Genomic DNA, 13084 nt, shown 5'->3' with positions numbered 1-13084 from the left:
GACAACGTCAACTCGATGGCGTCGAACCTGACCGCGCAGGTGCGCAACATCGCCCAGGTGTCCACGGCGGTGGCCAAGGGTGACCTGTCGCAGAAGATCACCGTGGACGCGCAGGGCGAGATCCTGGAGCTGAAGTCGACTGTCAACACGATGGTGGACCAGCTGTCGTCGTTCGCCGACGAGGTCACGCGGGTGGCCCGTGAGGTGGGCACCGAGGGCAAGCTGGGTGGTCAGGCCCAGGTCAAGGGCGTCTCGGGTACGTGGCGGGACCTGACCGACAACGTGAACTCGATGGCGTCGAACCTGACCAGCCAGGTGCGGAACATCGCCTCGGTCACCACCGCCGTGGCGAACGGTGACCTGGGTCAGAAGATCACCGTGGACGCGCAGGGCGAGATCCTGGAGCTGAAGAACACCGTCAACACGATGGTCGACCAGCTCTCCTCGTTCGCCGACGAGGTCACGCGCGTGGCGCGTGAGGTGGGCACCGAGGGCAAGCTGGGTGGTCAGGCCCAGGTCAAGGGCGTCTCCGGTACGTGGCGCGACCTCACCGAGAACGTCAACCAGCTCGCCTCCACGCTCACCACGCAGTTGCGCGCGATCGCGCAGGTCTCCACGTCGGTGACCCGCGGCGACCTGACCCAGCGGATCAACGTGAAGGCGCAGGGCGAGGTCGCCGAGCTGAAGGACAACATCAACCAGATGATCGTCACCCTCCGGGAGACGACGAAGAAGAACGCCGAGCAGGGCTGGCTCGACTCGAACCTGGCCCGGATCGGTGGTCTGCTGCAGGGCCAGCGCGACCTGGGCGAGGTCTGCCGCATGATCATGATGGAGGTGACCCCGCTGGTGGACGCGCAGCTCGGCGCGTTCTTCCTGGCGGACAGCTCCGAGGGCAGCATGCGGCTGCGGCTCACCGCCTCCTACGGGTACGTGGCCCGGGGGCACGACGTCACGTTCGGCCCGGGTGAGGGGCTGGTCGGGCAGGCCGCGTTGTCCCGCCGGACCATCCGGGTCAAGGCGCAGCCGGACGGGCGCCTCGTGGTGCGCTCCGGGCTGGCCGACACGCCCCCGGCCGACCTGGTGGTGCTCCCGGTCCTGTTCGAGGGCGAACTGCTCGCCGTGATCGAGTTCGCCGGCGTGGCCACGTTCTCCGACCTGCACCTGGCGTTCCTGGAGCGGCTGGTGCTCACCATCGGCGTCGCGGTCAACACCATCCAGGCCAACCGGCGTACGGAGGAGCTGCTGGCGCAGTCGCAGCGGCTGGCGCACGAGATGCAGGACCAGTCGGCCGAGTTGCAGCGCACCAACGCCGAGCTGGAGGACAAGGCGAAGCTGCTGTCCGAGCAGAAGGCCAACATCGAGACGCAGAACCGGGAGATCGAGCTGGCCCGACTCGGCTTGGAGGAGAAGGCGCAGCAGCTCACCCGGGCGTCGGCGTACAAGTCGGAGTTCCTGGCGAACATGAGCCACGAGCTGCGTACGCCGCTGAACTCGCTGCTCCTGCTGGCCCGGCTGCTGGCCGAGAACCCGGAGCGCAACCTCAGCGCGAAGCAGATCGAGTTCGCGCGGACCATCCACGGCGCCGGCTCGGACCTGCTCTCGCTGATCGACGACATCCTCGACCTGTCGAAGATCGAGGCGGGCCGGATGGACGTGGAGCCCACCGAGATCCAGTTCGCCGAGATCCGGAGCTACGTGGAGCAGGCGTTCGCGCCGCAGGCCGAGGAGAAGGGCCTGGACTTCCAGGTACGGGTCAGCAGCGATCTGCCGCCGGCGCTGGTGACCGACGCCCAACGGTTGCAGCAGATCCTGCGCAACCTGCTCTCCAACGCGGTGAAGTTCACCGACAACGGCGCGGTGACGCTGCGGATCGGGCCGGCGGCCGAGAACGCCGTCTTCGACGTGCCGGCGCTGACGAACGCGCAGCGGGTGATCGCGTTCACCGTGATCGACACCGGCATCGGCATCTCCGACGACAAGCTGTCGCTGATCTTCGAGGCGTTCCAGCAGGCGGACGGCACCACCAGCCGGCGGTACGGCGGGACCGGCCTGGGCCTGTCCATCAGCCGTGATCTGGCCCGCCTGCTCGGCGGCACGATCACCGTCTCGTCCGCGCCCGGTCAGGGTTCGACGTTCACTCTCTTCGTACCCGATGTGCTGGCGCCGGACGCGGTGGTGGCGCCGGCGCCGCCGTCGCCGAGCCGCGCGGGCCTGCCGTCGTCGCTGCTCATGCCGATGGAGCTGCCGCAGCCGCAGGAGACGCCGGCCACCCGGCGGCTGGACGGCGTGACCGTGCTGATCATCGACGACGACGTGCGGAACGTGTTCGCGTTGACGTCCGCGTTGGAACTGCACGGCATGACCGTGTTGTACTCGGACAACGGGGCGGACGGCGTCCGCCAGCTCGCCGAGCATCCGGAGGTGGACATCGTGCTGATGGACGCCATGATGCCGGACCAGGACGGGTACGAGACGACCGCGCAGATCCGCCGCAACCACCGGTTCGCGGACCTGCCGATCGTCTTCCTGACCGCCAAGGCGATGCCCGGCGACCGGGAGTCGGCGCTCAGCGCCGGCGGCAGCGACTACATCACCAAGCCGGTGGACCTAGACGAGCTGATCGAGCTGATGGCGTCCTGGATCGGCCGCAGCCGAGGCGAGGAGAACGCGTGACGCAGACGGCCAAGGCCCTGCTGGTGGACGACCGGCGGGAGAACCTGATGGCGCTGGAGGCGATCCTCCAGGGTCTCCCGGTGCAGTCGGTCGCGGTGGAGAGCGGCGAGGCCGCGCTCAAGCAGCTCCTCGTGGACGACTTCGCGGTGATCCTGCTGGACGCCCAGATGCCCGACATGGACGGCTTCGAGACGGCGACGCACATCAAGCGGCGCGAGCGCACCCGGCACGTACCGATCATCTTCCTGACCGCCGCGGACAAGGACGCGCAGCTCGCGTTGCGCGGCTACGCGGCGGGTGCGGTCGACTACCTGACCAAGCCGTTCGATCCGTGGGTGCTGCGGGCGAAGGTGACCGTCTTCGTCGACCTGTGGGTGAAGACCCGGCAGCTCGCCGCCCAGTCGGACCTGGTGCGGGAGCGGGATCTGCAGTGGCGGCACCTGACCGACGCGGTGGACGAGGCGACGGCGCTGCTGCGCGCCGACGACGACCCGTCCACCCGCGAACGCGCGGTCGAGCTGCTGGAGCAGGCGCGCTGGGGCAACACCCGCTGACGGTTCAGCCGCCGGCCGGGCCGCCGTGCCCGGTCGCGGCCCGCCGGGCCCGCCACCGGTCGCCGAGCGATTCCAGTTCCTCCTGTACGAAGAGGAAGAAGTCGCGCATCTCGGCGACCCGTTCACCGGCCGGGGTGCTGCGGCCGTGCAGCGCGTCGACCCCGCCGGCGGCGATGTCGATGAAGTTCTTGTAGAGCGTGGTCTTGGTGATGGTCGCCTCGTACCAGGGGTTGTCCGGCATCCGGTAGCGGTCGCGCCGGGAGCCCTTGACCGGCTCGCGGACCAGCATGGCGAACTGGGTCAGGTAGCGGACCGCGCCGCTGACCGCCGCCGCGCTGACGCCGAGCCGTTCGGCGATCTCGCCCGCGGTGAGCGGGTCGTCGGCGCTCATCACCGTGAACAGGACCCGGGCGGCCATCCGGGGGAAGCCCACGTCGGCGAAGGCCATCGCCATCCGCTCCACGAAGAGGTGGACCTCCTCCTCGTCGTGGCGGAACGGCTTGTTCATGGTCGGCTCCTCGACACTCACCCCGTGACCTTACAGTCTTCACAAGTTTGTGAAACGAGCGTAGCTTCTGAATTATGGAAACGGCAATCGATGTGTCCGGCCTGGTGAAGACCTTCGGCCGCACCCGGGCCCTCGACGGGCTCGACCTGACCGTCCGCACCGGGGAGGTGCACGGCTTCCTCGGCCCGAACGGCTCCGGCAAGTCGACCACCATCCGGGTGCTGCTCGGCCTGCTGCGGGCGGACGCGGGGGCCGCCCGGCTGCTGGGCGGCGACCCCTGGCGGGACGCGGTAGCGCTGCACCGCCGCCTCGCGTACGTGCCCGGCGACGTCACGCTCTGGCCCAACCTCAGCGGCGGCGAGGTGATCGACCTGCTCGGCCGGATGCGCGGCGGGCTCGACCCGAAACGCCGCGCCGAACTGCTGGACTCCTTCGAGCTGGACCCGCGCAAGAAGGGCCGCACCTACTCCAAGGGCAACCGGCAGAAGGTCGGCCTGGTCGCCGCGCTCGCCTCCGACGTCGAACTGCTCATCCTCGACGAGCCGACCTCCGGGCTCGACCCGCTGATGGAGGAGGTCTTCCAGCACTGGGTCCGCCGCGCCGTCCACGACGGACGCACAGTGCTGCTGTCCAGCCACATCCTCGCCGAGGTGGAGGCGCTCTGCGACCGGGTGACGATCATCCGGGCCGGCCGGACGGTGGAGTCCGGCACGCTCGGCGACCTGCGCCACCTGCACCGCACCGCGATCGACGCCGAGGTCACCGCGCCGCTCGACGGCCTGGCCGACCTGCCCGGCGTACACGACCTGCGGGTCGACGGGCGGCGGGTGCGCTTCGACGTCGACACCGCCGCGCTCGACGCCGCGCTGCGCCGGCTCACCGAACTGGGCGTACGCAGCCTGGTCAGCACGCCGCCCACGCTGGAGGAACTGTTCCTGCGGCACTACGAGACGGCGGACCGGGCATGAGCACGCTCACCGGCACCCGCCACCTGGTCCGGCTGATCCTGCGCCGGGACCGTCTCCTGCTGCCGCTGTGGGTGCTGATCCTCGCGGTGCTGCCGATGACGTACGCGGCCAGCTTCGCCGGGCTGTTCCCGACCGCCGCCGAGCGGGCCGCGTACCTGGAGGGCACCGCCCGCAACCCGTCCATCGTCGCGCTGCTCGGCCCCGCCTACGGCGACAGCATCGGCGGGCTGACCGCCCAGCGCAGCGGCTTCCTGCTGCTCATCGTCGCGCTGGCCAGCCTGCTCACCGTCATCCGGCACACCCGCACCGAGGAGGAGGCCGGCCGGCGGGAACTGCTCGGTGGCAACGTGCTCGGGCGGCACGCCGGGCTGACCGCCGCGCTGCTCGTCACGTACGCGGCGGATCTGCTGCTCGGCCTGCTCACCGCCGCCGGGCTGGTCGCGACCGGGCTGCCGGTCGGCGGCTCGCTGGCGTACGGCCTGGTCACCGTGCTGACCGGCGTCGTGTTCGCCACGCTCGGCGGGCTGGCGGCCCAGTTGACCGAGACCGCGGGTGGGGCGCGGGGCATCGGCCTCGCCGGTCTCGGCGCCGCGTTCGGGCTGCGCCTGGCCGGGGACACGGCGGGCAACGACTGGCCGAGCTGGCTGTCCCCGCTGGGCTGGGCCGCCCGGGTCCGCCCGTACGAGGGGGAGCGGTGGTGGGTGCTGCTGCTGCCGCTTGCCGCCACGGCGCTGCTCGCCGCGTTCGCGTACCCGGTCTCGGTCCGCCGCGACCTGGGCGCGGGCGTGCTGCCGCCCCGGCTCGGCCCGGCCGCCGCCGGTGGTGGCCTGTCCGGTCCGTTCGGCCTGGCCTGGCGGCTGCACCGGGGGCAGATCCTCTGGTGGTCGGTCGGGTTCGGCCTGCTCGGGCTGATCCTCGGTGGCGCGGCCGAGGCGGCCGGCCGGTCCGTCGAGGGCAGCCCGCGGATGGAGGAGATCGTGGCCCGGCTCGGCGGGGCGTCCGGCATGGCCGACGCGTACCTGGGCGTGACGCTGAGCCTGGCCGGGCTGGCCGCCGCCGGGTACGGCATCCAGGCCGCGCTGCGGATGCGCGCCGAGGAGTCCGCCGGGCACGCCGAGCCGGTGCTGGCCACCGGCACCCGCCGCTCGACCTGGCTGCTCTCGCACGTGACGTTCGCGCTGCTCGGCCCGGTGGTGGTGCTCGCGGTGACCGGGCTGGCCACCGGCCTGACGTACGGGCTGAGCACCGGTGACGTGCCCCGGCAACTCGGCCGGATGCTCGCCGCGGGCCTGGCTCAGGTGCCGGCGGCGTGGGTGCTGGCCGGGCTCGCCGTGCTGCTCTACGGCCTGCTGCCCCGGCTCGCGCCGGTCACCTGGGCGGTGCTGGCGGTCTGCGTGCTGCTCGGGCAGCTCGGCGCGGTGCTGGAGCTGGACCAGTGGCTGCTGGACCTGTCCCCGTTCACGCACACCCCGCAGGTGCTCCGCGACGCCTGGACCCCCACCCCGCTCTACCTGCTCACGGCCCTGGCGGTGACCCTGGCCACGGCTGGCCTGCTCACCTTCCGCCGCCGCGACGTCCCCGTCCTCTAGCAGCGTTGATCTTGCACTTGCGGCCCCGGCGAAAGGGGTGAATCACCCTCGTGGAGGGCCGCAAGTGCAAGATCGCGGAGGAAAGCGAGGGTCGGGCTACGGGGTGGCTTCGTTGCGGATCATCAGGGCGCTGCGGAGACCGGTGATGTCCAGGACGCGGATCAGGAAGTCGCCGACGTTGGTGAGTATCAGCAGGCACTGGGTATGACTGGCCTTGCGGCTGAGCACCACGAGCGTGCCGAGGCCCTGCGAGTCGCAGAACGTGACCCCGGCCAGGTCGAGCACGATGCGCGGGGGCGGATCCGCCAGCACCTCGTTGACCACCGTCGAGAGCTGGGCGGCCGTGAGCATGTCGATCTCACCGGCCAGACGAAGCACTGCTTCGTCACCGGTCCGCTGTACGGCGATGGACAGTTCGGCACGATCCACCCGGTCAGCCTATCGCGATCTCGACCGACGGGCCTGTCGAGCGGATCGCTGGCGGCCTGCCGCCGCTCACCGGGGTGAGCCTGGTAACCCCCGTCGCGGGGTGCGTGCCAGGCAGTGCTCCGGCGCTGACACAATGGGCCCATCGTGACCGAGACGCTTTCCGCCGGATCCGGCCGCTACCCGGCCGACGCCCCGGCCTCCGAGGCCCTGTTCGACCGCGCCAAGGCCGTCGTGCCCGGCGGGGTGAACTCTCCCGTGCGCGCGTTCCGTGCCGTCGGCGGCACCCCGCGCTTCATGGTCCGGGGGGAGGGTCCGTGGCTCTTCGACGCCGACGGTCGTCGGTACGTCGACCTGGTCTGCTCCTGGGGCCCGCTCATTCTCGGCCACGCGCACCCGGCAGTGGTGGAGGCGCTGCGCGAGGCCGCCACGCTGGGCACGAGCTTCGGCACGCCCACCCCGGGTGAGGTAGACCTGGCCGAGGAGATCATCGCGCGGACGCCGGTCGAGCAGGTGCGCCTGGTCAACTCCGGCACCGAGGCGACCATGTCGGCGATCCGGCTGGCCCGCGGCTTCACCGGCCGCTCCAAAATCATCAAGTTCGCCGGCTGCTACCACGGCCACTCGGACGCACTGCTCGCCGCCGCCGGCTCCGGCGTGGCCACGTTCGGCCTGCCCGACTCGCCCGGCGTGACCGGCGCGGCAGCGGGCGACACGATCGTGCTGCCGTACAACGACCTGCGCGCGGTCGAGGAGGCGTTCGCCGCCCAGGGCCAGCACATCGCCGCGATCATCACCGAGGCCGCCGCCGGCAACATGGGCGTGATCGCCCCGCGTGACGGCTTCAACGCCGAACTGGCCCGGATCGCGCACGCGCACGGCGCGCTGCTCATCGTCGACGAGGTGATGACCGGGTTCCGGGTGTCCCGCGCCGGATGGCACGGCCTCGACCCGTCGGACGCGGACCTGTGGACGTACGGGAAGGTCATGGGTGGCGGCCTGCCCGCCGCGGCGTTCGGCGGGCGCGCGGAGATCATGGCGAAGCTCGCCCCGGCCGGCCCGGTCTACCAGGCCGGGACGCTCTCCGGTAACCCGCTGGCCTGCGCCGCCGGACTGGCCACGCTGCGGCTGGCCGACGACGCGCTCTACCGGCGGCTCGACGAGACCTCCGCCGCGCTCGGCAAGCTCACCACCGAGGCGCTGTCCGCGGCCGGCGTGCCGCACCGCCTCTCCACCGCCGGCAACATGTTCTCGGTCTTCTTCACCGACGCGGACGTGCGCGACTACGACAGCGCCCGTACCCAGGTGGTGCCGGCGTTCAAGGCGTTCTTCCACGCGATGCTCGCCGGTGGCGTCTACCTGCCGCCGAGCGCGTTCGAGTCGTGGTTCGTCTCGACCGCGATCGACGACGCGGCGTGGGAGCAGATCGCCGCCGCCCTGCCGGTGGCGGCGCGGGCGGCGGCAGCGGCGGGAAGCGGGGGGTAACTATGGCGGAGACCGTGGTGCACGTGCTGCGGCACGGTGAGGTGCACAACCCGGACGGCATCCTCTACGGCCGCCTGCCCGGGTTCCGCCTCTCCGAGCTGGGCGTGCAGATGGCGAAGGCGGCCGCGCAGGCGCTCGCCGACCGGACCGTGGTGCACGTGGTGGCCAGCCCGCTGGAGCGCGCCCAGCAGACCGCCGAGCCGATCGCGGCGCAGTTCGGCCTCTCCGTCGGCGTCGACGAGCGGCTGATCGAGAGCGCGAACTGGTTCGAGGGCAAGAAGGTCTCGCCCGGTGACGGCTCGTTCCGCGACCCGCGCAACTGGTGGGTGCTGCGCGACCCGGTGACCCCGTCCTGGGGCGAGGCGTACCGGGCCATCGCCGAGCGCATGTTCGCCGCGCTGCACGCCGCCCGCGTCGCCGCCGAGGGCCGCGAGGCGGTGCTCGTGTCGCACCAGCTCCCGATCTGGACGCTGCGCCGGCACGTCGAGCGCAAGCGCCTCTGGCACGACCCGCGCCGCCGCCAGTGCGGCCTGGCCAGCCTCACCTCGTTCCACTTCGACGGCGCCAAGATCGTCGGCATCGGGTACTCCGAGCCGGCCGCCCACCTGGTGTCGATCTCGCCGACCGCCCGGACGGCCAAGGGGGCCTGATGCTCACCCGGAGGCTCGCCGCCGCCCTGCTCGCCGCCGTCACCGCCGGTACGGCGCTGGTCGGCTGCTCCTCCGGCAGCCAGGAGAGCCGGTGCGCGGCCGACGGCTCCGTCGTCACCTGCGCACCCGACCAGCGCTCGAAGACGCCGAAGGTCAGCGGTGAGCTGCTCACCGGCGGCGGCTACGACATCTCCCGCGACCGCGGCCAGGTCGTCGTGGTCAACTTCTGGGGCTCCTGGTGCGCGCCCTGCCGTGCCGAGGCGGACGACCTGGAGGACACCTACCAGGCCACAAAGGGCTCCGGCGTGACGTTCCTCGGCATCAACGTGCAGGACAGCAAGGACAAGGCGCTCGCCTTCGAGGAGGGCCGGGTCACGTACCCGAGCATCTTCGACCCGGCCAGCCGGCAGGCGCTCAACTTCGACATCCCGCCGAACACCACGCCGGCCACCGTCGTGCTCGACCGCGAGGGCCGGATCGCCGTGGTGATCCGCCGGGCCGTCACCCGCGACGAGCTGCGGCCGATCGTCGAGAAGATCGCCGCCGAGTCACCGGCGCCGAACGGCGCCCGCTGATGGGCGAGACGTTCCGCCAGCTCGCCGAGTCCGGCCCGCTGCTGTTCGCGGTGGGCGCGGCCGCACTGGCCGGGCTGGTGAGTTTCCTGTCCCCGTGCGTGCTCCCGCTGATGCCCGGTTACCTGTCGTACGTGACCGGCCTGGCCGGCGCCGACCTGGAGGGTGCAAGGAAGGGCCCCCTGTTAACGCCTCCGGTAGAGGAAGGGCCCCTTGTTAACAGCGGCGGCGCGAGCGGGGGCGGTGTGGGCGTCGCCGAGCGGGCGGCGCCGGCCCGGACCACCGCGGCCGTCAAGGGCCGGGTGCTCGCCGGCACGCTGCTGTTCATCGCCGGCTTCACAGTCGTGTTCGTCGCCACCGCGATCCTCTTCTCCGGCGTCGGCAAGCTCTTCTTCCGGTACGAGCGCACGCTGGAGATCGTCATCGGCGCGCTCGTGGTGGTGCTCGGGCTCGGCTACCTCGGGGTGATCCCCGGCATGCAGCGGGAGTTCCGCATCCGCTGGCTGCCCTCCGCCGGGCTGCTCGGCGCGCCGGTGCTCGGCGCGGTCTTCGCGCTCAGCTGGCTGCCCTGCACCGGCCCGACGCTCGGCGCGGTGCTCGGCATGGCGGCCACCGAGGGGGGCACCGACCGGGCCGTGGTGCTCGCCGTGGCGTACTGCCTCGGGCTGGGGATACCGTTCGTCGTCTTCGGGCTGGGCTTCCAGCGCCTGCTCGGGGTGTTCCGCGCCGTCCGGCGCAACAGCCGCTGGGTCACCCGCATCGGCGGGGCCCTGCTGATCGCGATCGGCCTGGCGCTGATCAGCGGCGGCTGGGTGAACGTGGTGATCTGGCTGCAGACGAACGTGGGCGTGGGCGAGGTGAGCATCTGATGACGACCGTCGACGACCGGCCGTCGACCCCTCCGGCGCAGGCGCCCCGACGGCGGGTCAACCCGGTGCTGGCCCTGCTGCGCAACTCGTGGCGGCAGCTCACCAGCATGCGTACCGCGCTGATCCTGCTGTTCCTGCTCGCCGTCGCGGCCATCCCCGGCTCGGTGCTGCCGCAGCGCGGCGTCAACCCGGAACGGGTCAACCAGTGGTTCGTGGACCACCCCGACCTCGCGCCCCGGCTGGACCAGATCGGCGCGTTCGAGGTCTTCGGCTCGGTCTGGTTCTCCGCGATCTACCTGCTGCTGTTCACCTCGCTGATCGGCTGCATCCTGCCCCGCGCCCGGGACCACGTCCGCGCGCTGCGGATGAAGCCGCCGGCCGCGCCGAAGCGGCTCGAACGGCTGCCCCAGCACACGGTGCTGGAGGCCCCGGCCGCCGCCGACCCCGAGGCGATCGCGGCGGTGCTGCGCGGCCGCCGGTGGCGGGTCACCGTGCGCGGCAACGAGGTCTCCGCCGAGAAGGGCTACCTCAAGGAGACCGGCAACCTGCTCTTCCACGTGTCGCTGGTCGCCGTCCTGCTCGGGGTCGCGCTCGGTTCCTGGTACGGATGGCACGGCAACCGCATCCTGGTCGCGGGCGAGGACAACGCCTTCTGCAACACCCGTCAGCAGTACGCCGAGGCGTCGCTCGGCCCGCGCGTGGACAGCGCCGACCTGCCGCCGTTCTGCCTGACGCTGGAGAAGTTCGAGGCCGACTACCTGCCGTCCGGGCTGGCGTCCCGCTACTGGGCCACGGTGACCGTGGAGGAGCCGGGCGGCGAGGCGCGGACCGCCGGCTTCTCGGTCAACTCGCCGCTGCGGCTCGGCTCGGCGAACGTTTACCTGCTCGGCAACGGCTACGCGCCGCTGCTGAAGTACACCGACAAGTACGGCCGCAGCCAGACCAGCGAGGCGCCGTTCCTGCGTACCGGCGACTCCAACGCGACCGAGGAGGGCGTGGCGATCTTCCCGGACGCCAACGTCGACCCGAAGACCGGCGCGCGGTCCCCGGACCAGCAGATCGCCTTCGACGGGCTCTACCTGCCCACCGGGCCGGAGAGCGCGCCGTACGTGGCGTCGCAGTACCCGGCCGAGCGCAACCCGATGGTGAACCTGACCGCGTACCGCGGGAACCTCGGGATGGACGCCGGCATCCCCGGCTCGGTATACGCGCTGGACCGGCGGCAGATCGACGACGGCAAGCTCAAGGAGATCGGCACCAAGCTGCTGCGGCCGGGGGAGAAGTGGACCCTCGACGACGGCAGCACGCTGGAGTTCGTCGGCACCAAGCCGTACATCACGCTCGCGGTCCGGCACGCGCCCGGGCAGACGCTGCTGCTGGTGGCCAGCGGCACGCTGCTGCTGGGCCTGATGGGCTCGCTGTTCGCCCGGCGGCGACGGGTGTGGTTCCGGGTTTCGCCCCCGGAGGGTGGATCTCCGACGGGCGGTAGTAGTTTGGTGGAGGCCGGTGGGCTGCCGCGCACCGAGCACCCAGGGTTCGCCGACGAGTTCGCGCAGCTCGTCGCCGCGGTGAGCGGCGACGCGCCGGACGCGCGGCGGGCGCGAGAAGGAGACGAGTGATGTCCGCACTCTCCGACCAGCTGGTCGCGTACGCGATCCTGGTGTACCTGATCGCGATGATCAGCCACGCCGTGGAGTTCGCGCTGGGCAACGCGCGGAAGGTCCCCGCGGCCGCGCCCGCGCGGGAACTGGTCGGCGCGGGCGTCGGCGGCGCCGGCGGCACCGTCGACGAGCCGGCCGCGCCGCCGCGGCCGGACCACTCCGCCGCCCGGGCCGTGCTGGCCGGCCGGATCGCCGGCTGGCTCACCGCGGTCGCCGCCGCCGTGCACCTGGGCGCGGTGATCACGCGGGGCGTCGCCGCCGACCGGATGCCCTGGGGCAACATGTACGAGTTCGTGCTGACCGGCACCTGGATCGGTGTGGCGGCCTGGCTCGTGGTGCTCTGGAAGCAGCCGTGGCTGCGCCGGCTCGGGCTGTTCCTGACGCTGGTGATGGTGCTGCTGCTGGCGTTCGCCGAGCTGAAGCTCTACGTGCCGATCGAGCCGCTGATGCCGGCGCTGCAGTCGTGGTGGTTCATCATCCACGTCTCGACGATCATCTTTGCCTCGGGCCTCTTCCTGCTGGGCGTGGTGCCCGCCGCCGCGTACCTGATGCGGGCCGGCTGGGAGCAGGGTCGCCGCAGCTTCCCGTACACCCTGGCCCGCCGCCTTCCGGCGGCGGCCGGGCTGGAGCGGTTGACCTTCACGCTGCACGCCTTCTCGTTCCCGATCTTCACGTTCGCGGTGATCGCGGGCGCGATCTGGGCCGAGGCGGCCTGGGGCCGCGCCTGGGGCTGGGACCCCAAGGAGACCTGGGCGTTCATCTCCTGGGTGGTGTACGCGGGCTACCTGCACGCCCGGGCCACGCCGAGCGTGAAGCGCAACGTGGCCACCTGGATCTCCATCGTGGGCTTCCTGACCGTGATGATGAACCTGTTCGGCGTGAACTTCTTCTTCACCGGTCTGCACTCGTACGCCGGGGTGTAGTGGCCGGGCGCGCGCTCAGCACCTCGTCCACCCGGCGCGTGACCTGGTAGGCCACCTCCGGCAGGTCGGCCAGTTCGAGGCGGTCGGCCCGGAGCGCGAACTGGGCGTGCAGTTCGCGGGCCACCGCGTCGCGGATCTCTGCCTGGAGTGGGCTGAGGCCGTCCGGGTCACCCACCACGTATGCGTCGTCCATCCGTCGATGA

13 protein-coding genes are annotated in these 13084 nt (G+C 71.9%); 10 read left to right on the top strand and 3 right to left on the bottom strand.

Annotated features, from left to right (window positions below; all coding sequences use genetic code 11):
- Both KBX43_RS12225 and KBX43_RS12220 read left to right on the top strand, forming a co-directional pair.
- The coding region (locus KBX43_RS12225; protein ID WP_210884432.1) for a HAMP domain-containing protein at positions 1-2676 on the top strand (2676 nt) is incomplete at its 5' end.
- A complete protein-coding gene (locus KBX43_RS12220) occupies positions 2673-3230 on the top strand; it encodes a two-component system response regulator (RefSeq protein WP_013283536.1) in 558 nt (185 codons plus the stop codon). The genes KBX43_RS12225 and KBX43_RS12220, both read left to right, overlap by 4 nt.
- Positions 3231-3234: 4 nt before the next feature.
- Here KBX43_RS12220 and KBX43_RS12215 read toward each other — a convergent pair whose 3' ends face one another.
- A complete protein-coding gene (locus tag KBX43_RS12215) occupies positions 3235-3759 on the bottom strand; it encodes a GbsR/MarR family transcriptional regulator (RefSeq protein ID WP_244206219.1) in 525 nt (174 codons plus the stop codon).
- Between the two features lie 53 nt (positions 3760-3812).
- On the opposite strand from KBX43_RS12215, the gene KBX43_RS12210 reads away from it, so the two are divergent.
- Together KBX43_RS12210 and KBX43_RS12205 are read left to right on the top strand one after the other, a co-directional pair.
- Positions 3813-4706, top strand: a complete 894-nt coding sequence (locus tag KBX43_RS12210) for an ABC transporter ATP-binding protein (protein WP_069088713.1) — start codon at positions 3813-3815, stop codon at positions 4704-4706.
- A complete protein-coding gene (locus tag KBX43_RS12205; protein ID WP_069088712.1) occupies positions 4703-6295 on the top strand; it encodes an ABC transporter permease in 1593 nt (530 codons plus the stop codon). Before KBX43_RS12210 ends, KBX43_RS12205 begins: the two co-directional genes overlap by 4 nt.
- 96 nt (positions 6296-6391) lie before the next feature.
- Here the strand turns inward: KBX43_RS12205 and KBX43_RS12200 are convergent, their stop codons facing one another.
- Positions 6392-6724 (bottom strand): STAS domain-containing protein, encoded by a 333-nt coding sequence (locus KBX43_RS12200; protein ID WP_210884431.1) that lies wholly within the window; start codon positions 6722-6724, stop codon positions 6392-6394.
- 144 nt (positions 6725-6868) lie between these two features.
- On the opposite strand from KBX43_RS12200, the gene hemL reads away from it, so the two are divergent.
- The 6 genes from hemL to ccsB are packed head-to-tail and all read left to right on the top strand — an operon-like array spanning position 6869 to position 12881.
- Positions 6869-8206 (top strand): glutamate-1-semialdehyde 2,1-aminomutase, encoded by a 1338-nt coding sequence (gene hemL / locus KBX43_RS12195; protein ID WP_166455683.1) that lies wholly within the window; start codon positions 6869-6871, stop codon positions 8204-8206.
- 2 nt (positions 8207-8208) lie between these two features.
- Positions 8209-8856, top strand: coding sequence for a histidine phosphatase family protein (locus KBX43_RS12190; RefSeq protein ID WP_013283542.1), 648 nt, complete (start codon positions 8209-8211; stop codon positions 8854-8856).
- Positions 8856-9431 (top strand): TlpA disulfide reductase family protein, encoded by a 576-nt coding sequence (locus KBX43_RS12185; protein ID WP_030500717.1) that lies wholly within the window; start codon positions 8856-8858, stop codon positions 9429-9431. Before KBX43_RS12190 ends, KBX43_RS12185 begins: the two co-directional genes overlap by 1 nt.
- Positions 9431-10297, top strand: coding sequence for a cytochrome c biogenesis CcdA family protein (locus KBX43_RS12180; protein WP_064448401.1), 867 nt, complete (start codon positions 9431-9433; stop codon positions 10295-10297). Before KBX43_RS12185 ends, KBX43_RS12180 begins: the two co-directional genes overlap by 1 nt.
- Entirely contained in the window at positions 10297-11916 is a 1620-nt protein-coding gene (locus tag KBX43_RS12175) for a cytochrome c biogenesis protein ResB (protein ID WP_210884430.1), read from the top strand. The genes KBX43_RS12180 and KBX43_RS12175 overlap by 1 nt, the downstream gene beginning before the upstream one ends.
- The gene (gene ccsB / locus KBX43_RS12170; protein WP_064448403.1) at positions 11916-12881 is read left to right on the top strand and encodes a c-type cytochrome biogenesis protein CcsB; all 966 of its coding nucleotides are present in this window, start codon (positions 11916-11918) and stop codon (positions 12879-12881) included. Before KBX43_RS12175 ends, ccsB begins: the two co-directional genes overlap by 1 nt.
- Here the strand turns inward: ccsB and KBX43_RS12165 are convergent.
- Positions 12850-13074 carry a hypothetical protein gene (locus KBX43_RS12165; protein WP_043327397.1) on the bottom strand — a complete coding sequence of 75 codons (225 nt, stop codon included), beginning with the start codon at positions 13072-13074 and terminating at the stop codon, positions 12850-12852. The genes ccsB and KBX43_RS12165 overlap by 32 nt on opposite strands.
- Positions 13075-13084 lie beyond the last annotated feature (10 nt).

It is taken from the genome of Micromonospora sp. C41 (assembly GCF_018070485.1).
Lineage (GTDB): Bacteria > Actinomycetota > Actinomycetes > Mycobacteriales > Micromonosporaceae > Micromonospora > Micromonospora chalcea.
Note: the sequence above shows the minus strand (reverse complement) of the source record. Positions and strands in the feature narration are given on the sequence as shown.